18 protein-coding genes are annotated in these 20,603 nt (G+C 69.1%); 14 read left to right on the top strand and 4 right to left on the bottom strand.

The genetic code is table 11. The features are described 5' to 3' along the window. Positions 1 to 118: 118 nt before the first annotated feature. The 5 genes from UAJ10_RS01760 (at position 119) to UAJ10_RS01740 (ending at position 3,838) form a co-directional block, all read left to right on the top strand. Complete coding sequence (locus UAJ10_RS01760) at positions 119 to 730, top strand: YceI family protein (RefSeq protein WP_322913623.1); 612 nt, start codon at positions 119 to 121, stop codon at positions 728 to 730. A 46-nt stretch (positions 731 to 776) separates the two neighbouring features. Then, on the top strand, positions 777 to 1,349 hold the full coding sequence (locus tag UAJ10_RS01755; protein ID WP_322913621.1) for a cytochrome b: 573 nt from the start codon (positions 777 to 779) through the stop codon (positions 1,347 to 1,349). Positions 1,350 to 1,385: 36 nt separating this feature from the next. After that, positions 1,386 to 1,949 (top strand): YceI family protein, encoded by a 564-nt coding sequence (locus tag UAJ10_RS01750; protein ID WP_322913620.1) that lies wholly within the window; start codon positions 1,386 to 1,388, stop codon positions 1,947 to 1,949. A gap of 164 nt (positions 1,950 to 2,113) precedes the next feature. Then, a complete protein-coding gene (locus UAJ10_RS01745; RefSeq protein WP_322913619.1) occupies positions 2,114 to 2,698 on the top strand; it encodes a YceI family protein in 585 nt (194 codons plus the stop codon). A 153-nt stretch (positions 2,699 to 2,851) separates the two neighbouring features. Further along, entirely contained in the window at positions 2,852 to 3,838 is a 987-nt protein-coding gene (locus UAJ10_RS01740; RefSeq protein WP_322913618.1) for a CBS domain-containing protein, read from the top strand. An 83-nt stretch (positions 3,839 to 3,921) separates the two neighbouring features. Here UAJ10_RS01740 and ilvD read toward each other — a convergent pair whose 3' ends face one another. Continuing rightward, positions 3,922 to 5,766 (bottom strand): dihydroxy-acid dehydratase, encoded by a 1,845-nt coding sequence (gene ilvD / locus UAJ10_RS01735; RefSeq protein ID WP_322913616.1) that lies wholly within the window; start codon positions 5,764 to 5,766, stop codon positions 3,922 to 3,924. 256 nt (positions 5,767 to 6,022) lie between these two features. Between ilvD and UAJ10_RS01730 the strand changes: the two genes are divergently transcribed. Both UAJ10_RS01730 and UAJ10_RS01725 read left to right on the top strand, forming a co-directional pair. Next, complete coding sequence (locus UAJ10_RS01730; RefSeq protein ID WP_322913614.1) at positions 6,023 to 6,352, top strand: hypothetical protein; 330 nt, start codon at positions 6,023 to 6,025, stop codon at positions 6,350 to 6,352. A gap of 36 nt (positions 6,353 to 6,388) precedes the next feature. Then, positions 6,389 to 7,840 carry a methyl-accepting chemotaxis protein gene (locus tag UAJ10_RS01725; RefSeq protein WP_322913613.1) on the top strand — a complete coding sequence of 484 codons (1,452 nt, stop codon included), beginning with the start codon at positions 6,389 to 6,391 and terminating at the stop codon, positions 7,838 to 7,840. 92 nt (positions 7,841 to 7,932) lie between these two features. Here the strand turns inward: UAJ10_RS01725 and UAJ10_RS01720 are convergent, their stop codons facing one another. Both UAJ10_RS01720 and UAJ10_RS01715 read right to left on the bottom strand, forming a co-directional pair. Further along, a complete protein-coding gene (locus tag UAJ10_RS01720; protein WP_322913611.1) occupies positions 7,933 to 9,603 on the bottom strand; it encodes an MDR family MFS transporter in 1,671 nt (556 codons plus the stop codon). A gap of 32 nt (positions 9,604 to 9,635) precedes the next feature. Beyond that, positions 9,636 to 10,754 (bottom strand): HlyD family secretion protein, encoded by a 1,119-nt coding sequence (locus tag UAJ10_RS01715; protein WP_322913610.1) that lies wholly within the window; start codon positions 10,752 to 10,754, stop codon positions 9,636 to 9,638. A gap of 298 nt (positions 10,755 to 11,052) precedes the next feature. Here UAJ10_RS01715 and UAJ10_RS01710 point away from each other — a divergent pair, with 298 nt between their 5' ends. Continuing rightward, positions 11,053 to 11,655: a TetR/AcrR family transcriptional regulator gene (locus tag UAJ10_RS01710; protein ID WP_322913608.1), complete on the top strand. Its 603-nt coding sequence runs from the start codon at positions 11,053 to 11,055 to the stop codon at positions 11,653 to 11,655. A 60-nt stretch (positions 11,656 to 11,715) separates the two neighbouring features. On the opposite strand, the gene UAJ10_RS01705 is transcribed toward UAJ10_RS01710, so the two are convergent. Continuing rightward, positions 11,716 to 12,513, bottom strand: a complete 798-nt coding sequence (locus UAJ10_RS01705; protein WP_322913607.1) for a hypothetical protein — start codon at positions 12,511 to 12,513, stop codon at positions 11,716 to 11,718. Positions 12,514 to 13,001: 488 nt separating this feature from the next. Here UAJ10_RS01705 and hpnA point away from each other — a divergent pair, with 488 nt between their 5' ends. The 6 genes from hpnA to shc all read left to right on the top strand — a co-directional run bounded on the left by hpnA (position 13,002) and on the right by shc (position 20,456). Beyond that, positions 13,002 to 14,003 carry a hopanoid-associated sugar epimerase gene (hpnA, locus tag UAJ10_RS01700; protein ID WP_322913605.1) on the top strand — a complete coding sequence of 334 codons (1,002 nt, stop codon included), beginning with the start codon at positions 13,002 to 13,004 and terminating at the stop codon, positions 14,001 to 14,003. Further along, positions 14,000 to 15,295, top strand: coding sequence for a glycosyltransferase (locus UAJ10_RS01695; RefSeq protein ID WP_322913604.1), 1,296 nt, complete (start codon positions 14,000 to 14,002; stop codon positions 15,293 to 15,295). Before hpnA ends, UAJ10_RS01695 begins: the two co-directional genes overlap by 4 nt. Continuing rightward, positions 15,292 to 16,170 (top strand): squalene synthase HpnC, encoded by an 879-nt coding sequence (gene hpnC / locus UAJ10_RS01690; protein ID WP_322913602.1) that lies wholly within the window; start codon positions 15,292 to 15,294, stop codon positions 16,168 to 16,170. The genes UAJ10_RS01695 and hpnC overlap by 4 nt, the downstream gene beginning before the upstream one ends. After that, positions 16,167 to 17,048, top strand: coding sequence for a presqualene diphosphate synthase HpnD (gene hpnD, locus UAJ10_RS01685; RefSeq protein WP_322913600.1), 882 nt, complete (start codon positions 16,167 to 16,169; stop codon positions 17,046 to 17,048). Before hpnC ends, hpnD begins: the two co-directional genes overlap by 4 nt. Continuing rightward, positions 17,048 to 18,337 (top strand): hydroxysqualene dehydroxylase HpnE, encoded by a 1,290-nt coding sequence (gene hpnE, locus UAJ10_RS01680; RefSeq protein WP_322913598.1) that lies wholly within the window; start codon positions 17,048 to 17,050, stop codon positions 18,335 to 18,337. Before hpnD ends, hpnE begins: the two co-directional genes overlap by 1 nt. A gap of 127 nt (positions 18,338 to 18,464) precedes the next feature. Continuing rightward, a complete protein-coding gene (shc, locus tag UAJ10_RS01675; protein ID WP_322913597.1) occupies positions 18,465 to 20,456 on the top strand; it encodes a squalene--hopene cyclase in 1,992 nt (663 codons plus the stop codon). Positions 20,457 to 20,603 lie beyond the last annotated feature (147 nt).

Genomic DNA, 20,603 nt, shown 5'->3' with positions numbered 1-20,603 from the left:
GGCAGGGGCGGCGCGACTTAGATTAGGCCCGTACCGCCGCTCACCACCCGTCCCGCGGGTGGCGGCCGGCGCCCCCTCCCTTCCGGCCGTCCGGCCAGCTTTGCCAAGGAACATTCCAATGAAGCGCATCCCCGCCCTGATGCTGGCCGCCGCCCTGCTGGCCGCCGCCCCCGCCACCGCCCTGGCCCAGGCGACCACCGACCTGAGCAAGGTCGAGGGTGGCCATTTCACCCTGGACAAGAGCCACGCCAAGGTGGTGTTCGCCATCACCCACTTCGGCTTCTCCACCTATTACGGCGCCTTCCCGGATCTGGAGGGCACGCTGGACTTCGACCCCAAGGCCCCGGCCAAGAGCAAGCTGGACGTGACCATCAACGTGAAGGGCCTGGCCACCACCAACCCGAAGCTGGATGAGCACCTGAACAGCCCGGACTTCTTCGACACCGCCAAGTTCCCGACCGCCACCTTCAAGGCCACCAAGATCGAGGTGACCGGCGCCACCACCGGCAAGATCACCGGCGACCTGACCCTGCATGGCGTGACCAAGCCGGTGACCCTGAACGCCAGCTTCCACGGTGGCGGCAGCAACCCGATGACCAAGGCCTACGTCGTCGGCTTCGATGCCAAGGCCGAGGTGAAGCGGTCCGAGTTCGGCATCGACAAGTACGTGCCCTACGTCAGCGACGAGGTTGAGCTGCTGATCAGCGGCGAGTTCGACCGCGCCCAGTAATAGCGTTAGTATCATCGCGTTATCGGATTGAAGGGGGAGCCGGACCATGACCATCGCGGCGCGTTACAACAGCGTGGCCATCCTGGTCCATTGGCTGACCGTCATCGCCATCCTGGGCCTGTTGGTCATGGGCTGGACGATGACGTCGCTGCCGCCCGGCTCCCCCGACCAGTTCAAGCTGTTCCAGTTGCACAAGTCGGTGGGCATCACCGTGCTGGCCCTGACCCTGTTCCGGGCGGCCTGGCGCCTGGCCCACCGGCCCCCGCCCCTGCCGGCCCATATGCCGGCGTGGGAGAAGTGGGCCGCCCATCTGGGCCATGCCGGCCTGTACGCCCTGCTGCTGGGCATGCCGCTGACCGGCTGGGCGGTCGTCTCCACCTCGAAATTCAACATCCCGACCGTGCTGTACGGCCTCATCCCCTTCCCCCACATGCCCGTCCTGGCCGACCTGGAGAACAAGGCGCCGATCAACGACGTGGTGTCCGAGGCGCACGAGCTGGCCGCCTGGATCCTGGTGGCGCTGGTGGTGGTCCACGCCCTGGCGGCGGTGCGCCACCACTTCCTGGTCAAGGATGACGTGTTGCTGCGCATGGTTCCCCGCTTCGGCCGCCGGGCCTAAGTCCCCGGCCGCCCCCACAGACTGAGGATGCCTATCATGAAGTTCCTCGCCCCCATCGTCAGCGCCGCCCTGGGCGCGCTGCTGCTGGCCGGCCCTGCCGCCGCCGCCGGCTGGACCGTGGACACCGCCCACAGCAAGCTGGGCTTCACCGGCAGCCAGAGCGGCGCGGCCTTCAGCGGCCAGTTCACCCGCTGGGATGCCGTCATCGATTTCGACCCGGCCAACCCGGCCACCGGCCACGCCACGGTCACCATCGACATGGCCAGCGCCAAGACCGGCGACGTGCAGAAGGACCAGTCCCTGCCCGAGGCCGACTGGTTCAGCACCAAGGCCTTCCCCAAGGCCGTGTTCGAGGCGACCAGCTTCAAGGCCAAGGGCGGCAACCAGTATGACGCGGTGGGCACCCTGACCATCCGTGGCATCAAGAAGGACGTGACCCTGCCCTTCACCCTGGACGTGGCCGGCGGCAAGGCCCACGCCGTGGGCAAGCTGGACCTGGTGCGCACCGATTACGGCGTGGGGCAGGGCGCCTGGGGCGACGGCAAGATGGTGGCCCTGGCCGTCAGCGTCACCGTGGACCTGAACGCCACGGCCAAGTAGGCCGTAACGCAGTAAACGCTAAGACAAGGAAGCCCCGGGCGCTACAGCGTCCGGGGTTTTTTCTTACAGTGTATGCTACGCAAGGTCGCATACGGCGCCGCCAGACCGTCGATTATTATCGGCAACCACCCCCGCCGCATTGGCCTGTCCTGGAGGTTTTGCCCGTGACCCCGCGCCCATCTTTTCTGTTACCCGCCCTGGCCGTCCTGTTGCTGTCGTCCCTGTTGCTGGCCGCCCCGGCGGGCGCCGCGTCCTGGGCCGTGGACAAGGCCCAGAGCCAACTGGGCTTCATCGGCAAGCAGAGCGACAAGGAATTCACCGGCCGCTTCGGCACCTGGGATGCCGCCATCGACTTCGACCCCGCCGACCCCGCAGCTGGCCATGCCAAGGTGACCATCGCCATGGGCAGCGCCGTCATCGGCGATGCGGAAAAGGACGAGGCCCTGCCGGGCGAAGACTGGTTCAACATCCACGCCTTCCCCGACGCGGTGTTCGAGGCCACGACCTTCCGCGCCAAGGGCGGCAACCAGTACGACGCGGTGGGCACCCTGACCATCCGCGGCATCAAGAAGGACGTGACCCTGCCCTTCACCCTGGACATCACCGACGGCAAGGCCCACGCCGTGGGCCGGCTGGATCTGGTGCGCACCGACTATGACGTCGGCGGCCACGGGCTGTTCAGCAAGGGCCGGACGGTGGACCTGAACGTGGCGGTGATGGTCGATCTCCTGGCCACGGCCCAGCCCTGACCATCGGTCCTTACCAACGGCCCCTTACGAAAGGGTAACCCCCCGCGACGCATTGGGGGAAGGCCGCCGCCGCCATGATGCAGCGCAAAGACTGCACCATTTCATTGGGTTATCTTTTCCCGGACGGACCCATTGAGAAGAGAGCCCGGCCCCATGCGCGCCCATGACGTGATGACCGAGGATGTGCTGACCCTGGCGCCCGACACGCCGGTCAGCCGCATCGCCGCCCTGTTGCTGGACCGGGGTGTCAGCGCCGCGCCGGTGGTGGACGGCCACGGCGGCGTCATCGGCATGGTCAGCGAGGGCGACCTGATCGCCCGGGAAGAGGCCGGCGCCGACCATGAGGCGCGGCGCGACTGGTGGCTGGCCCTGGTGGCGGAAGGCGAGCAGCTGCCCGCCTATTGGGCCGACGCGCAAAAGCGGGAGCGTACCGCCCGCGACGTCATGGCGGCGCCGGTCATCACCGTCGACATCAACACCGACACGGCCGACATCGCCCGGCTGCTGGTGACCCACGGCATCAAGCGCGTGCCCGTGGTGCTGGACGGGTCGCTGGTGGGCATCGTGTCACGCGCCGACCTGCTGAAGGTGCTGGCGGCCGAGCCCGCCGAGAAGACGGAGCCGGCGCACCGTTCCGGCCTGTTCCAGCGGTGGGAAAGGAAGGCGTCCACGCCGGCGCCCGTGCGCGAGCCGGCGCATGAACCCCTGTTCCGCGCCGCCGACTTCCGCCACCTGGTGGGTAATTTCCACGACGAGAACGCCCGCCACCTGGCCGAGCAGCGCAAGGAGGCGCTGGCCCGCCGGCAGGAGAAGGTGCAGGAACTGATCGACCACCACGTGGCCGACCATGGCTGGCACAAGCTGCTGGAGGGCGCGCACGACGCGGCCGCGCGGGGTGAGAAGGAATTCCTGCTGCTGCGCTTCCCCGCGGAATTGTGCAGCGACGGCGCCCGCGCCATCAACGCCCCGGAACCGGACTGGCCCCGCACCCTGCGCGGCGAGGCGGCCGAGATCTACCAGCGATGGCACCACGAGCTGCAGCCGGCGGGCTTCAGCCTGACCGCCCGCGTTCTGGACTTCCCCAACGGCTTCCCCGGCGACGTCGGCCTGTTCCTGGTGTGGGGCGACGCGGAGGGGTAAAGCCCCATCAAGCGTCGCGGGAACGGCGTGGCGGCATGAGGTGGAACCTCACGCCGCCGGCCACCCCGATCAAATCCCCCCGATCAAATCCCCGACGTGTCCCGCACGGCCCCGCGCGAGGCGGAGGTGGCGAAGTAGGCGTAGGCCTTGAGCGCGCCGGAAACCTGGCGGTCGCGGGTTGCGGGCTTCCAGGCCTTGGCGCCCTTGGCCTTCATGGCGTCGCGGCGGCGTTCCAACTCACCGTCCTCAACCTCCAGCCGGATGCTGCGGTTGGGGATGTCGATGACGATGCGATCACCCTCTTCCACCAGGCCGATGGTGCCGCCCTCCGCCGCCTCGGGCGAGATGTGGCCAATGGACAGGCCGGAGCTGCCACCGGAGAAGCGGCCGTCCGTCACCAGGGCGCAGACCTTGCCCAGGCCCTTGGACTTCAGGTAGCTGGTCGGGTACAGCATCTCCTGCATGCCGGGGCCGCCGCGCGGGCCCTCATAGCGGATCAGCACCACGTCGCCCGCCTGCACGCGGTTGCCCAGGATGGCGGAGACGGCGTCGTCCTGGCTTTCGAAGACGCGGGCCTTGCCGCTGAAGGTCAGGGCCGCCGGATCCACGCCCGCCGTCTTCACGATGCAGCCGTCAACCGCCAGGTTGCCGTACAGCACGGCCAAGCCGCCGTCCTGGCTGAAGGCGTTTTCCTTGCTGCGGATGACGCCGTTCACGCGGTCCCGGTCCAGGCTGGTGTAGCGTGACGCCTGGCTGAAGGCCTGGGTGGTGCGCACGCCGCCGGGGGCGGCGGCGTAGAACTCGCTGATGTCGGCGTCGTTGGCGCGGGTGATGTCCCAGCGGTCCACGGCGGCGCCGATGGTGGGGGCGTGCACGGTGGGCACGTCGCGGTGCAGCAGGCCGGCGCGGTCCAGTTCGCCCAGGATGCCCATGATGCCGCCGGCGCGGTGCACGTCCTCGATATGCACGGTGGCGGAGGACGGCGCCACCTTGCACAGGTGGGGCACGCGGCGCGACATGCGGTCGATGTCGGCCATGGTGAAGTCCACCCCGCCTTCATAGGCGGCCGCCAGCAGGTGCAGCACCGTGTTGGTGGACCCGCCCATGGCGATGTCCAGGGCGATGGCGTTCTCGAACCCCTCGAACGTGGCGATGGAGCGCGGCAGGACGCTGGCGTCGTCCTGTTCGTACCAGCGCTTGGCGATCTCCACCGCCGTGCGGCCGGCCTGCAGGAACAACGCCTTGCGGTCGGCGTGGGTGGCCAGGACGGTGCCGTTGCCGGGCAGGCCCAGGCCCAGCGCCTCCACCAGGCAGTTCATGGAATTGGCGGTGAACATGCCGGAGCAGGAGCCGCAGGTGGGGCAGGCGTTCTGTTCCAGCGCCTGGACCTCGGCATCGCTGACGCTGTCGTCGGCCGCCGCCACCATGGCGTCGATCAGGTCGACGGAGCGGATCTCGCCATGCACGGGGGCCTTGCCGGCCTCCATCGGGCCGCCTGAGACGAACACGGTGGGGATGTTGAGGCGCAGGGCGGCCATCAGCATGCCGGGCGTGATCTTGTCGCAGTTGGAGATGCAGACCAGGGCGTCGGCGCAATGCGCGTTGACCATGTATTCCACGGCGTCGGCGATGACCTCGCGCGAGGGCAGGCTGTACAGCATGCCGGCGTGGCCCATGGCGATGCCGTCATCCACCGCGATGGTGTTGAACTCCTTGGCCACGCCGCCGGCTGCCACCACCTCGCCCGCCACCAGCTGGCCCAGATCCTTCAGATGCACGTGGCCGGGCACGAACTGGGTGAAGGAATTGGCGATGGCCACGATGGGCTTGCCGAAATCGGCATCCGTCATACCGGTGGCGCGCCACAGGCCGCGGGCGCCGGCCATGTTGCGGCCATGGGTGGTGGTACGGGAGCGAAGCTGGGGCACGGAACCAGATCCTGAAAGATTGTTACCTGACTAGGGCCAATTTCTAAAACTATCTGGCCCAGGAGGCAACCTTTCCGGCACGCCACGTCGCGATCATCCGGCATGCCGCCCGCGCGGGTCCGGACCCGCGCCACCCTTAGGTCCATCGGGATAGGTCGTCCGCCCTAGACGGCGCATTAACTCATTGCACAGGTTTGGGCGCCATCGTGACCCCATTGCCTAAGGGCAAGGCACGCAGGTTCCAGGCATGGCGGGCATGGGGAAGGTCACGGGCAAGGGGCTGGCTTGGGCGGCGGTCGCAATCGTCGCATCGCTGCTGCCGGCATTGGCTGGAACTGTCTTCCTGCCCCGCCCCGCCGGTTTCGCGCTGGCGCTGTTCCCACCCTGGACGGCCCAGGCCGACCAGCTGGGCGCGCTGGCCCGGGCGGACGTCCTGCTGGTCGACGGCAGGCCGGGACGGTGGGTGGTCAAGGTTGGGGACGGCCCCTTTCCCGGTCCCGTCCTGGACGGGGGCGTGCTGGTGCCGCTCAACGGTTTCCAGGCGTGCGGTATCACCGCCAAGGCGGCCGCGCCCTTACGCGGCTGACAGGTTTCGCGAGGTCGAGGCGACAAGATGATCAAGATGTCCTTTATCCGGGCCATGGCCCTTCGGGTATTCGTTGTGTTCCTGTGGGTCTGCGCGCCGGTGGCGGCGCTGACCGGCGGCCTGTCCGGCAACGGCTGGATGGGACCGGGGCTGGCCGCCACGACCCTGGCCGCCGTGCTGACCGGCGGCCTGATGCTGCGCCTGCCGCGCCAGACGCTGGAGTACATGACGGCCCTGCTGGCGGTGGCGCAAACCTCCGTCCTGGTCATGGCGGCCTCGGGCGCGTGGCAGCTGGACTATCATATGGTCTATTTCGCGGTTCTGGCCATGCTGACGGCCTTCTGTGACTGGCGCATCATCATCCTGGCCGCCGGCGCCACCGCCGTGCACCACCTGACCCTGAGTTTCCTGGTGCCGGCCTGGGTGTTCCCCGACAGCCAGGGCGACGTGCGCCGCGTGCTGTTCCATGCCGCCGTCGTCGTCATGGAGACCGGCATCCTGGTGTGGCTGGCCTGGAGCCTGGAACGCCTGTTCGCCGCGATGGACACGGCCCTGGCCAAGGCCGAGGCCGCCGCCGCCGAAACCGAGGCCCTGCGCCAGCAGCAGGAGCGGCAGGCCCAGCAGGCCCGCCAGCAGCGCGTCGCGTTGCGCCTGGCCTTGGCAGACCAGTTCGCCAGCGAGATCGCCGGCCAGACGGACCGCCTGGTCGGGGCCATGACCAACCTGTCCGACAACGCCGGCGCGTTGGACCAGCTGGCCGACAGTGCCCGCAGTTCGGCCACCGGCGCCACCGCGGAGGCGGAGGACGCCATGAGCCACGCCGGCACCGTGGCCGCGGCGGTGGAGGAGATGGCCGCGACCATCGCGGAGATCGTGCGTTCCGTGGAGGACGCCGCCAGCCGCGCCCGCTCCGCCGCCACACAGGTGGAGGCGGTGGACCGCCAGGTCACGACCCTGAGCGAGGTCGCCACCCGCATCGGCAGCGTGGTGCAGATGATCAGTGACATCGCCGGGCAGACCAACCTGCTGGCGCTGAACGCCACGATCGAGGCGGCGCGGGCGGGGGAGGCGGGCAAGGGCTTCGCCGTCGTGGCCAGCGAGGTGAAAAGCCTGGCCAACCAGACGGCCAAAGCCACGGAGGACATCACCCAGCAAATCCAGGAAATCCAGGCCGCCGCCCAGGGCACGGCCAGCGCGGTGGCGGAGATCGCCCAGTCGGTGGCCGCCCTGGACGCCAGCTCCGGTGAGGTCGCCAACGTCATCGGCCAGCAGAGCGCGGCGGTGGACGAAATCTCGCGCAGCATCCAGCTGGTGTCGGACCGCACCCGCCGCCTGGGGGAAGCGGTGGGCGGCATGAGCGACCTGGCGACCCAGGTGGCCAGCCAGGTGACCGCCACCCGCAGCACCGCCGTCCACGCCGACGGCACGGCCAGCGCCATGCGCAGCGGCATCCAGGGCTTCCTGGCCCGCCTGCGTGAAAGCGCCTGACGGATCGCCTGTCCACCCCGGGGACGCCCTTTCCCCGGGGGTACCGCGACTGGACATCGAACCAAGTTGGCGGGGCGCCCTCACCGCCGTCCTTAGTGCGCCCCGCCCGCGTCCGCCCCGGACGCGGCCTTCTTCAGGAACAGGATGGCGACGGCCGACAGGGCCATGGCGCTGCCCAGGAAGAAAAAGGCGTCGCTGTAGGCCATCAGCCAGGCCTGGGTGCGGACCCCGGCGTCCACCTCCGCCACCGCCTGGCGCCAGGCGGTGAGGGCGTCGGGCACGCCGTGCTCCATGAACGTCCGCTGCAGCATGGCCAGGTGCTGCCGGGTGCTTTCGCCGAACAGGCTGACCTGCCCCGTCATGACGTTGGAATGGAACTGTTCGCGCTTGGTCAGCCAGGTCTGGGTCAGGGCGATGCCGACGGCGCCGCCCAGGTTGCGCATCATGTTGAACAGGCCGGAGGCGGAGCCCGCGTTCTCCTTCTCGATGCCGCCGGTGGCCAGCACCGACAGGGGCGTCATGACCAGGGCCTGGCCGAAGGCGCGGACGATGTTGGGCCAGAACAGCTGGTCCGACGCGCTGCCCAGCCACAGATGGATGTTCATGAAGTTGCTGCCGGCGAAGACCGCCGCCCCCACCAGGGCCAGCCAACGGGCGTCGAAGCGCTTCATCAGCAGGGGCACCAGCGGGATCAGCACCAGCTGCGGCAGGCCCACCCAGGCCATGACCGAGCCGATCTGCAACGCGTTGTACCCCTGGATTTGGCCCAGATAACGCGGCAACAGGTAGGAGGAGGCGTAGAGCACCACACCCAGCAGCACGTTGGCGACGATGCCCAGGCCGAAATTACGCCGCGCCAGCAGCCGCAGGTTCAGCAACGGCTTGGCCACCGTCAGCTCGATGACCAGGAAGGCAACCAGGGCCACGGCGGCGATGATGGCCAGCCGCACGATGTAGGCCGATCCGAACCAGTCGTCCTTGTTGCCCTCCTCCAGTACCGTCTGCAGGCAGGCCAGGCCCACCGCCATGGTGGCGATGCCCCACCAGTCGCCCTGGCGCAGCAGGTTCAGGCGCACCGGCGCCCGCTCCAGCGAGGCCCACAGCGCCGCGACCATGAACACGCCCGGCACCAGGTTGATGTAGAAGATGTATTTCCAGCCGTAGGTCTCGGTCAGGTAACCGCCGATGGTGGGGCCGATAGCGGGCGCGAAGGTGGCGGTCAGGGCGAAAAGGGCCAGGCCCAGCGGGTGCCGCGACTTGGGCAGCAGGGTGATGATCAGCGTGAAGGCCATGGGGATCAGCACGCCGCCGCAGAAACCCTGGATGGCGCGCAGCACGATCATCTGCTGCAGGTTCTGCGCGAAGGCGCAGGCCACGGAAAAGACCAGGAACAGCACCGTGTTGGTGATCAGGTAGCGGCGCACGCTGAACACCTGGCTCATGAAGCCGGACAGCGGGATGACGATGATCTCGCCGATCAGGTAGGCGGTGGCGACCCAGCCGCCATCGTCCACGCCGGCGCCGATACCGCCCTGGATGTCGGCCAGCGAGGCGTTGACGATCTGGATGTTCAACACCGCCATGAAGGCGCCCAGCACCGAGCCCAGCACGGCCAGCCAGGTCTTGAACGGCACATGGTCGGCGGCGGGGATGGAGGACGCGGCCCGGCCCCTGTCGTGAGGGGCCGGGCCGCTGGCCGGCGGCAGGGTGCGGGGGAGGTTGCCGCCGGCGGTCAGGATGGCGCTGCTGTCGAGGGGAGCCATGGCTTGGAGCCTTCAGCGATCCGGTGCGGCCCTCAGCGGGCCATGGGGTAGAGGCCGGAGGTGGACGTCGCCAGCTGCGGCGCCTGGGCCGCGTGGGCGGACCGCACTCGGGTGTCGATCACCGGCTCGGCCGACATGCCGGGGCGCAGCAGGCCCGCCAGGGGCTGGCCTTCATCCAGCACGATCTTGATGGGGATGCGCTGCACGATCTTGGTGAAGTTGCCGGTGGCGTTGTCCGGCGGCAGCAGGGCGAAGCTGGTGCCGCTGGCGGGCGACAGGCTGTCCACCCTGCCCTTCAGGGTGGTGCCGGGGAAGCTGTCCACCGTCACCTGCACCGGCTGGCCGGGGCGCACCTCGGTCAGCTGGGTCTCCTTGAAATTGGCCAGGACGTAGACCTGGGACAGGGGCACCACGGCCATCAGCTGCGTGCCGGCCTGGACCAGCTGGCCCACGCGCAGGGTGCGGGCACCCACCGTGCCGTCGATGGGGGCGGCGATGGTGGTGTAGGACAGGTTCAGCTCCGCCTGGCGGGCGACGGCCTGGGCGCGGTCCAGCACGGTCGCGGCCTTGGCTTCGGCCGTGGCCAGCACGTCCACCTGCTTCTGCGCCGCCACCAGGGCCGCCTGGTCGCGCTGCAGGCCGGCGGCTTTGTCCGTCACCGCCGCCTCGGTCTGCTGGGCGCGCTGCACCGTGCCGAATCCGGTCTTCATCAGGTCGCGATAGCGGTCGCGGTCCTGGCGGGCGAAGGTCAGGTTGGCCTGGTCGGCGGCCAACGCCGCCTGGGCCTGGGCCACCACCGCCTGCTGTTGCGTGCGCTGGGCCTGGATGTTGCGGATGTCGGCCTCGGCCGTGGCCACGTCGGCCTTGGCCTGGTCCAGCGCCGTGCGGAAATCGCGGTCGTCGATGCGGGCCAGCACCTGGCCGGCCTTCACCGGCTGGTTGTCCTCCACCAGCACCTCCGCGATATAGCCCGACACCTTGGGCGCCACCGTCGTGTAATCGGCCTGGACGTAGGCGTCGTCGGTCGATTCGAGGAAGCGCCCCGTCTTCCAATAGTAATTCCCGCCGGCGGCAGCCCCACCCAAAAGCGCTATGGCCGCGACGGCGCCGGCCAATACTTTAACGGAAGACTTCTTTACAACCCCGCTCACCGCTACTCTCCTTGCATCCGATGCCCGCAGGGACGACCGGGGGCGTTCCGGCCCAAGGAAGGAGGGGCCGGGAATGGAACCGGAGGTCGGCGGGAAGGACCATTTCGCTATGGTCCGTTTCGTAACGGTAAGGTAGTGTGAAACCGGTGTGAGGAGCACTGCGACAAACGAAACGCTGTGTAGCGTTTCATATCCGCGACCGTGCGACGCGCATCACAGACCGGCCCCGGCCAATCAGGGGGCGGCTTAATAACCGGGGCTTCATTTTGAGCGAGGAGAGAGGGTGACGGATAAAGCCATGCGGGGGCCCGGACGGCCCCGGTCAGACCAGGCCCGGGACGCCATCCTGGACGCCGCCTTCCAGCTGCTGGAGGAAAACGGCCTGGAACGCTTCACCATCGAGGGAGTGGCCGCCCGTTCGGGCACGGCGAAGACAACCATATACCGCTGGTGGCCGGGCAAGGGGGCCCTGGCCATGGAAGCGCTGTTGGCGCATGCGGAACTGACGGTGCCGATTCCCCACACGGCGTCGGCCGTGTCCGACCTGCGCACGGTGCTGGACGGCATCGCCCGCAGCTTCGCCGGCGCGACCGGCCGGGTGGTGGCCAGCATCGTGCTGGCGGGGCAGAACGATCCGCCCACGCTGAAGGTCTATCATGACAAGGTGGTGGAGCCGCGGCGCCAGCGCCTGCGCGACATCATCGAGCGGGGCAAGCGCAATGGCGAGTTCCGACCCGACCTGCACGTGGAAACCCTGGTGGAGGCGATGTACGGCGCCCTCTATACCCGCCTGCTGATTCGCTTCAGCCCATTGGACGAGCCGGGCTGGATGGATCGCCACATCAACCAGCTGCTGGAAGGCGCCCTGCCCCGGCCGCTGTGCGGCCAAGGGGCGAAATAAGGAAAGGGCCCGGGAGTCGGGGACTCCCGGGCCCTTCCTCTTTTGGAGCCGACTCTGGCGTCAGGCCGCCAGCGCCGCGGGGTTGACCTTGGCCTGGGCTGCGCGGACCGGGCGGTGTCCCCGCTCCTTCGCCTGGTCGCGCAGGGCCACCAGGGCGCGGGCCCAGTCACCCAGCTCATCCCCCCGGGCGGCGGCGGCCATGACCGCGCGCAGGTCGTCATTGCCGGCCCCGGCCCAGCGGGCCAAGGGGCGGCGCAGCAGCGCCAGCAGGAACAGGACGGTCATCATCATGGCCGCGGCCGTGCCCAGCACGCCGCCCCAGGCCGCCAGGCGGCTGGTGCGCGCTTGCAGGCGGCCGGCGTCGGCCGCCAAGCCGTCCAGGACCTGGTCCTGGGCGTCGATGAAGGTTTGGGCCAAGCCGGCGGCCTGGGCGTCCAAGGGGCCCACGGTGGTGCGGAGGCGGGCCAGGGCGCCGGCTTCGTCACCGCCGCGCACGGCCGTTACCATGGCCGTCATTTCCGTCAGGGCCTGGGCCTGCGGCGCCAGGAAGGCCGCATCGGCGGCCCGGTCGCGCAAGCCGGCGACCAGCACCCCCATTTCCGTCAGTCGCGCGGACGCGCGGCTGACGAAGGTGCCGCGATCAGCCGCCGGTTCCAGCAGGGTGTTCAGCGCGTCGCGCTGCACGGCGCGGCTGATGGCCCGCACGTCGGCGGCCTGCACCAGCACGGTCCGCGCCTGGTCCAGCGACTGGGCGACCCGCGCCGCCCGATCCTGGCCCACCTGGCCAGCGGCCACCAGCACGCCGCCCAGGGCGGCGACACCGATGACAGGCAACAACAACTGGACCTTCACGCGCATCTCTCAAATCCCCCGGATCGTTTCAAGGTCCCGCAGGCGCGACGCCTCGGGACAACCCACCTCGCTTGCTGGAAATCCGACCGATGGCATCATCTCGATTCCACCAGCCCCTCCTAGAACCATAAACACAACGCATCATGATGGGCGGGTCAATCAGTATTGGCCGCACATAACCGAATGGTCAGATGATCTTGTAGATGAAGTGGGATGGCGAGTACGGACGATCGCCCGTGTGCGATGCAACATTTACAGGAAACCCCGCATCATCAGCGTGCCCGGCAGTAGTTAACATACCGTTAAATACTTTCCCACCCAGCGGCGATCGACCGCCCCGGCGGCGACGGCGCACCTGTGGCATCGGCGCCGCAGCAGGCCAGCCATCCGCCGGGCGCCGGTGCCCAACCCTTTCCCCTCCGCACCAGGGAAGTGATATGGTCCGCGCCGATCGATGGGTGCCGACCAAAGCGTTGATGGGGACCGTAAGGCCGATGGCCGATAAGCAGCGACTGTTCATCACCGGGGCGACGGGGTTCGTCGGCGCGGCCGTGGCCCGTGTGGCCCTGGCGCGTGGCCATGACGTCACCGTGCTGAAGCGTCCCGCGACGCCGCCGACCAACCTGGCCGGCCTGGACGTGCGCGTGGTGGAGGGCGATCTGAACGACCCGGACAGCCTGGCGCGCGGCATGGACGGGGCGGACGCCCTGCTGCATGTGGCGGCCGACTACCGCCTGTGGGCGCCCAACCCGGAAGAGATCGTCCAGAACAACCTGCGCGGCACCCGCGCCATCATGGAACTGGCGCTGCGCCACCGCCTGGCCCGCGTCGTCTACACCAGCAGCGTGGCCGTGCTGGCCCCCCGCACCGACGGCGTGGCGGTCGACGAACGCGCGGTGATGGCGCCGGACGCCGCCATCGGCGCCTACAAGCGCAGCAAGATCCTGGCGGAGCAGGCGGTGCTGGAGATGGTGGCCAAGGATGGCCTGCCGGCCGTCATCGTCAACCCGTCGACCCCCATCGGCCCCCGCGACCTGCGGCCCACCCCCACCGGCCGCATCATCGTCGAGGCCGCCACCGGCAAGATGCCCGCCTTCGTCGACACCGGCCTGAACCTGGTGCATGTGGACGACGTGGCCGAGGGTCACCTGCTGGCCTTCGAGAAAGGCCGGGTGGGCGAACGCTACATCCTGGGCGGCCAGGACGTCTCCTTGCAGCAAATGCTGGCCGACATCGCCCGGCTGGTGGGCCGCAAGCCGCCCACCGTGGCGGTGCCGCGCGGCCTGATCCTGCCCATCGCCGTGGTTGCGGAGGCGGTGGCCAAGGTTACCGGGCGCGAGCCCTTCGTGACCGTGGACGGCTTGCGCATGTCCAAGTACCGCATGTTCTTCTCCTCGGCCAAGGCCGAGGCCGAGCTGGGCTATACCGCCCGCCCCTATGGCCAGGCCCTGGCCGACGCCCTCACCTGGTTCAAGACCGCGGGGTACCTTGCATGAGCCTGATCTTCCTCATTGGCCTCATCAGCCTGGCGGTCTGGGTGGTCCTGGTCTTCGCCCGGGGCCTGTTCTGGCTGGGGCTGGAACGGGACGACATGGCGGTGGTGCCGGCCAACAGGCCGGGGGATCTGCCCAGCGCCCCGGCCCCTGGAAGCATGACTGGCAGCCATGGTGGGCTTGAGGGCGGCTGGCCTTCCGTCACCGCCATCATCCCGGCCCGCAACGAGGCCGACGGCATCGCCCAGGTGATCGCATCCCTGGGCGCGCAGGACTATCCGGGCGCCCTGAACATCGTGCTGGTCGACGACGGCAGCGACGACGGCACGGCCGACCTGGCCCGCCACGCCGCCGAGTCCTCGGGTTCCACCGCCGCGCTGACGGTGCTGACGGGGGCTGAGCTGGTACCGGGCTGGACGGGCAAGCTGTGGGCCGTGCGCCAGGGCATCGCCCATGTGCAGGCGGGCGATTTCCCGCCCGACTACCTGTGGCTGACCGACGCCGACATCGCCTACGCCCCCGACACGCTGACCCGCCTGGTCACCCGCGCCCAGACGGAGAGGCGCGTGCTGGTCAGCCTGATGGCCAAGCTGCGCTGCCAGAGCTGGGCGGAAAGGACCTTCATCCCCGCCTTCATCTATTTCTTCCAGATGCTGTACCCCTTCGGCCGGGTGAACGACAGCGGCTCCACCGTGGCGGCGGCGGCCGGCGGCTGCATGCTGGTGGACCGCCAGGCCCTGGCGCGCGCCGGCGGCATCGACAGCATCCGCGACGCCCTGATCGACGATTGCGCCCTGGGCCGCCGCCTGAAGACCCAGGGGTCGATCTGGCTGGGCCTCAGCGACCGGGCCGTCAGCCTGCGCGCCTATGACAAGGTGGACGACATCCGCCGCATGGTCATCCGCAGCGCCTACGCGCAGCTGAACTATTCCCCGGCGCTGCTGGCGGGCACCGTGCTGGGCATGCTGCTGACCTATGTGGCGCCCGTGCTGCTGGCCCTGTTCAACCGGGAGGCGGCGGGCATCTTCGGCGCGCTCGCCGTTGGCCTCATGCTGGCCAGCTTCGCCCCCATCCAGGTGTTCTATCGCCTGTCGCCTATGCGGGCCGTCACCTTGCCGCTGATCGGCATCGTCTATACCGTGTGGACCGTGGACAGCGCGGTCCAGCATTGGATGGGCCGCGGCGGCATGTGGAAGGGGCGCGCCCAGGCCCAACATGTGCACCCTGTCCAGGCCATCCAAGGCCAAGCGGTGACGGGTCAGCAGACGGGCCAGGACGGAACCCCTACCCCATGACGGCAGCCAACCACCGCACCGGCAAAGGCCACACGGACGAGAACTTCCCCGTCGCCTCGCTGATCATCCGCCGGGACGCCCGGGCGCCGGTGATGGCCTATTACGCCTTCGCCCGCGTGGCCGACGACGTGTCGGACAGCCCCGTGCTGGCGCCGGACATGAAGCTGAAGCTGCTGGACGCCATGGGCGCCAGCCTGCGCGGCGAGCGGGAGAATGAGCCGGAGGCCGTGGCCCTGCGCGAAACCTTGCGCGAACGCGGCCTGACCGACCAACACGCCCACGACCTGCTGACCGCCTTCCGCCGCGACGTCACCCAGCTGCGCTACACCGACTGGGACGACCTGATGGACTATTGCCGGTATTCCGCCATGCCGGTGGGCCGCTACGTCCTGGACGTGCATGGGGAGAGCCGGGACACATGGCCCGCGTCGGACGCCCTGTGCGCCGCGCTGCAGGTCATCAACCATCTGCAGGACTGCGGCAAGGACAAGCGGGCGCTGGACCGCGTCTACATCCCCCTGCCCCTGCTGATCGCGGGTGATTTGACGCCCGACGTGCTGCTGGAACCGGCGGCGCCGCCGGCCTTGCTGGACATCATCCACCACCTGGCCAAGCGCACCGACGCCCTGCTTGACCAGGCGGAGCCGCTGGCCGCCCAGGTGAAGGATCTGCGGCTGGCCATCGAGGTCGCCATCATCCAGCGGCTGGCCCGCCGCCTGGTGCGCCTGCTGCTGATCCGCGACCCGCTGTCCGACCGGGTGCACCTGTCCAAGATGGAAACGCTGTGCACCGCCGCCGGCGCCGCCCTGTCCACCCTGTGGCAGCGCCTGACCGGCGGCGGCACCCGTGCCGTGCCGGCGGGGAAAAAGCCATGAGCCTGGCCGCCGAGATGACCGAGACCAATCCCACTATCCCGGGTCAGAACGAGACGGCGGCCAAGTCGGCCAGCGGCAGCTCGTTCTACACCGCCATGCGCGTCCTGCCCCCGGCGGAGCGCGACGCCATGTTCCACATCTATGCCTTCTGCCGGGCGGTGGACGACATCGCCGATGGCGACGACCCGACCGTCGCCGCCACCAAGGCGGCGCGGCGCGAGGCGCTGGACGTGTGGCGGCGTGACATCGCCGCCGTGTGCGAGGGCAAGGGCCCGGCCAGCCTGGCCGGCCTGCAGGCCGCCACCCTGCGCTTCGGCCTGCGCCATGATGATTTCATCGCCGTCATCGACGGCATGCAGATGGACCTGGACGCCGACATCCAGGCGCCGGACATGGCGACCCTGGACCTGTACTGCGACCGCGTGGCCAGCGCCGTGGGCCGCCTGTCCGTCCGCGTCTTCGGCATGCCGGAGGACAGCGGCATCGCCCTGTCGCACCATCTGGGTCGCGCCCTGCAACTGACCAACGTGCTGCGCGACGTGGACGAGGATGCGGCGATCAACCGGCTGTACCTGCCGGCCGAAATGCTGCGCAAGCACGGCATCACCGCCACCGATCCCAACACGGTGGTAGCCGACCCGCGCATCGACGGCGTGGCGCGCGACCTGGCGGTGCGCGCCGCCGATCATTTCCGCGAGGCCGACCGCCTGCTGGCGACCGCCCCCCGTCGCGCCGCCCGGGCCCCGCGCCTGATGCGCGACGTCTACAAGGTGTATCTGGACCGCCTGCTGGTGCGCGGCTGGGCCGGGCCCCGCCCCAAGGTCCGCATCGCCAAGCCGCACCTGCTGTGGATCGTGCTGAAGGCCTTCCTGTTCTGATGACCACCCTTGTTCACCCGCCCGGGGCCTCTTCCCCTGGGCCGACCGTGCATGTCGTCGGCGCCGGTCTCGCCGGCTTGGCCGCCGCCGTGCGTCTCACCCAGGCCGGGCGGCGCGTGCGCCTGTACGAGGCCGCGGCCCAGGCCGGCGGCCGTTGCCGTTCGTATGACGAGCCCAACCTGGGCATCCGCATCGACAACGGCAGCCATCTGATGGTCAGCGGCAATCATGCCGCCATGGCCTATTTGCGCGCGACGCACGGCCCCGGCCGGGAACCGGCGCTGGAGAAGGTGGAATACCGGTTCTGGGACGGTGCCACCGGCCGGCGCTGGCAGGTGCGGCCCAACGACGGCAAGCTGCCCTGGTGGGCCCTGGTGCCCTCGCGCCGCGTGCCCGGCACCAAGGCCAGCGACTATCTGGCGGGGTGGAAGCTGATGCGCGCCGACCCCCTGGCCCCCATCGGTGAAGTGCTGGCCTGTTCCGGCCCCGCCTGGGACACCTTCTTCCGCCCGGTCCTGCTGGCGGCGCTGAATACCGAGCCGGAGCAATCGGCCGCCGGTCTGGCCGGCGCCATCATCCGCGAGACCTTGGCCCAAGGGGGCGTCGCCTACCAGCCGCTGCTGGCCAGCCGCAGCCTGTCGCCCGTCTTCGTCGACCCGGCGTTGGAATGGCTGGCGGCGCAGGGGATGGAAATCGTGTGGCGCCGCCGCCTGCGCGCCCTGACCCGGGTGGACCAGCAGGTCACGACGCTTGATTTCGGTACCGAAACGATAGAGTTGAAGCCTGAGGACCGGGTGGTGCTGGCAGTGCCGGCCTGGGTGGCGGCCGATCTGCTGCCCGGCCTGACGACGCCGACGGAACACCGCTCCATCCTGAACGTTCATTTCCGCCTGGACCGGCCGGCGGGCATGCCCCGGATGACAGGCATGATCAACACCGTGGGCGAATGGGCCTTCGCCTATGACGACCACGTGTCGGTGACCGTCAGCGGCGCCGACCGCCTGATGGAGTCGGACCGGGAAGAGACCGCACGGGCCATTTGGGGTGAGATCGCGGCGCTGGCCAACCTCGATCCCGCCACGCCCCTGCCCCCGTGGCAGGTGGTGAAGGAGAAGCGGGCCACCTTTGCCGCACTGCCAGAACAGGCAAAGCGTCGCCCGAATGCAACGGCCGCCGGAAAAAACCTTGCGCTGGCAGGGGATTGGACCGCTACCGGATTGCCATCCACCATCGAAGGCGCCATACGTTCAGGATTCACTGCTGCGGATGCGATCCTGACCGCACGGTGAGTCGCCTGAGCATTTCAGGCATGAGCCTGGGATGTGCGCTAGCGCACAGCCCAGCTTGGCGTTTGTTGAATCATCCCGCTTTAGGTTAAGTCGCGTTCGTAGAGGTCGCTTGGTCATGGATGTTCGTATGGAAGCCGATTTCGTCGGCACCGGCGCCGCGTCGGCCCGCGTCAACGAAGGGGTGCTGCAGCAGTCGATCGACCGCGCGGCCCGCGTCCTGATGGACCGCCAGGCGGCCGACGGCCACTGGGTGTTCGACCTGGAGGCGGACGCCACCATCCCGGCCGAATACATCCTGCTGAAGCACCACCTGGGTGAGGAGCCGGATCCGGAGATCGCGCGCCGCATCGGCAACTACCTGCGCCGCATCCAGGGCGACCACGGCGGCTGGCCGCTGTTCCACAACGGCGCCTTCAACATCAGCGCCAGCGTGAAGGCGTATTTCGCGCTGAAGGCCATCGGCGACGACATCGACGCGCCGCACATGGCCCGCGCCCGCCAGGCCATCCGCGACAACGGCGGGGCGGCCGCCAGCAACGTCTTCACCCGCATCATGCTGGCGCAGTTCGGCGCCGTGCCGTGGACCGCCGTGCCGGTGATGCCGGTGGAAATCATGCTGCTGCCCAAGTGGTTTCCTTTCCACCTGACCAAGATCAGCTATTGGGCGCGCACCGTCATCGTGCCGCTGCTGATCCTGATGGCGCTGAAGTCGAAGGCCAAGAATCCGCGCAACCTGCGCATCGACGAGCTGTTCCTGGTCCCCGCCGATCAGGTCAAGTCCTGGCCCAAGGCACCGCACGTCAAGAAGCCCTGGGGCGAGATCTTCGGTGTCGTCGACCGCGTGTTGCGCGTGGTCCAGCCCTACTTCCCCAAGAAGAGCCGGGACAAGGCCATCGAGAAGGCGGTGGCCTTCGTGCGGGAGCGCCTGAACGGCGAGGATGGCCTGGGCGCCATCTACCCCGCCATGGCCAACACCGTCATGATGTTCGACCTTCTGGGTTGGTCGCCCAAGCACCCCGAGGTCGCGACCGCCCGCTATGCCATCGAGAAGCTGTTGGTCATCGACGAGGCGCGGGACGAGGCCTTCTGCCAGCCCTGCGTCAGCCCCGTCTGGGACACCAGCCTGCTGTGCCACGCCCTGCTGGAAGTGGGCACGGACGAAGCGCTGGCCCGCACCGGCCAGGCCCTGGAATGGCTGAAGGGTGAACAGGTGCTGGACGTGAAGGGCGACTGGGCCGACCAGCGGCCGGATGTCCGCCCCGGCGGCTGGGCCTTCCAGTACGGCAACGACCATTACCCCGATCTGGACGACACCGCCGTGGTGGTGATGGCGTTCAACCGCGCCCAGCCGCAACTGGCCGCCGCCGGCCTGCCCTCGGACTACGACATGACGGTGGCGCGCGGCGCGGAATGGGTGGAAGGCCTGCAAAGCCGCAACGGCGGCTGGGGGGCGTTCGACGCCGACAACACCCACTACTACCTGAACTATATTCCCTTCTCCGACCATGGCGCCCTGTTGGACCCGCCGACCTCCGACGTCACCGGCCGCTGCCTGGGCATGATGGCCCAGCTGGGCGCCGACAAGGACGGCAAGGCCATGCGGGACGGCGTCGACTACCTGCTGAAGGAGCAGGAGAAGGACGGCAGCTGGTTCGGCCGCTGGGGCGTCAATTACATCTACGGCACCTGGTCGGCCCTGAACGGCCTGAACGCCGCCGGCCTGTCCCCCGACCACCCCGCCATGAAGCGGGCCGTGGACTGGCTGGTGCAAATCCAGAACCCGGATGGCGGCTGGGGCGAGGATTGCGAGAGCTACGCCCTGGACTACAGCGGCTATCAGCCCTTCCCCTCCACCGCCTCGCAGACCGCGTGGGCCCTGCTGGGCCTGATGGCCGCCGGCGCCGTGGAGCATCCGGCCGTGGCGCGCGGCATCGACTGGCTGACCAGCCACCAGGGCGCGGACGGCCTGTGGAAGGAAGAGTATTACAGCGGTGGCGGCTTCCCCCGCATCTTCTACCTGCGCTATCACGGCTATTCGAAGTATTTCCCCCTGTGGGCGATGGCGCGCTACCGCAACCTGTCCAACAGCAACAGCAAGCTGGTCAGCGTCGGCCTGTAAGGCGGGCGGCATGAGGTTTTGACTCATGCCGTAGGCCGCGACTGCGGCCGCCGCAGCGAGCACCGCCCAGTTAACGAGAAAGGGGCACGGAGCGAGGAAGCCAAGGCCACGGATGTGGCCGCCCGGCGTTTGAGGATGGCGTAACCA

The sequence above is a fragment of the Nitrospirillum guaranorum genome, assembly GCF_034653275.1.
GTDB lineage: Bacteria > Pseudomonadota > Alphaproteobacteria > Azospirillales > Azospirillaceae > Nitrospirillum.
The sequence above is the reverse complement of the archived record's forward strand: the minus strand, read 5'-3'. Positions and strand labels throughout refer to the sequence as shown.

Coding starts and splice junctions, on each gene's coding strand:
- UAJ10_RS01760 (WP_322913623.1), top strand. CDS start 119: ATGAAGCGCATCCCCGCCCTGATGCTGGCCGCCGCCCTGCTGGCCGCC.
- UAJ10_RS01755 (WP_322913621.1), top strand. CDS start 777: ATGACCATCGCGGCGCGTTACAACAGCGTGGCCATCCTGGTCCATTGG.
- UAJ10_RS01750 (WP_322913620.1), top strand. CDS start 1,386: ATGAAGTTCCTCGCCCCCATCGTCAGCGCCGCCCTGGGCGCGCTGCTG.
- UAJ10_RS01740 (WP_322913618.1), top strand. CDS start 2,852: ATGCGCGCCCATGACGTGATGACCGAGGATGTGCTGACCCTGGCGCCC.
- UAJ10_RS01730 (WP_322913614.1), top strand. CDS start 6,023: ATGGGGAAGGTCACGGGCAAGGGGCTGGCTTGGGCGGCGGTCGCAATC.
- UAJ10_RS01725 (WP_322913613.1), top strand. CDS start 6,389: ATGTCCTTTATCCGGGCCATGGCCCTTCGGGTATTCGTTGTGTTCCTG.
- UAJ10_RS01720 (WP_322913611.1), bottom strand. CDS start 9,603: ATGGCTCCCCTCGACAGCAGCGCCATCCTGACCGCCGGCGGCAACCTC.
- UAJ10_RS01710 (WP_322913608.1), top strand. CDS start 11,053: ATGCGGGGGCCCGGACGGCCCCGGTCAGACCAGGCCCGGGACGCCATC.
- UAJ10_RS01705 (WP_322913607.1), bottom strand. CDS start 12,513: ATGCGCGTGAAGGTCCAGTTGTTGTTGCCTGTCATCGGTGTCGCCGCC.
- hpnA (WP_322913605.1), top strand. CDS start 13,002: ATGGCCGATAAGCAGCGACTGTTCATCACCGGGGCGACGGGGTTCGTC.
- UAJ10_RS01695 (WP_322913604.1), top strand. CDS start 14,000: ATGAGCCTGATCTTCCTCATTGGCCTCATCAGCCTGGCGGTCTGGGTG.
- hpnC (WP_322913602.1), top strand. CDS start 15,292: ATGACGGCAGCCAACCACCGCACCGGCAAAGGCCACACGGACGAGAAC.
- hpnD (WP_322913600.1), top strand. CDS start 16,167: ATGAGCCTGGCCGCCGAGATGACCGAGACCAATCCCACTATCCCGGGT.
- hpnE (WP_322913598.1), top strand. CDS start 17,048: ATGACCACCCTTGTTCACCCGCCCGGGGCCTCTTCCCCTGGGCCGACC.
- shc (WP_322913597.1), top strand. CDS start 18,465: ATGGAAGCCGATTTCGTCGGCACCGGCGCCGCGTCGGCCCGCGTCAAC.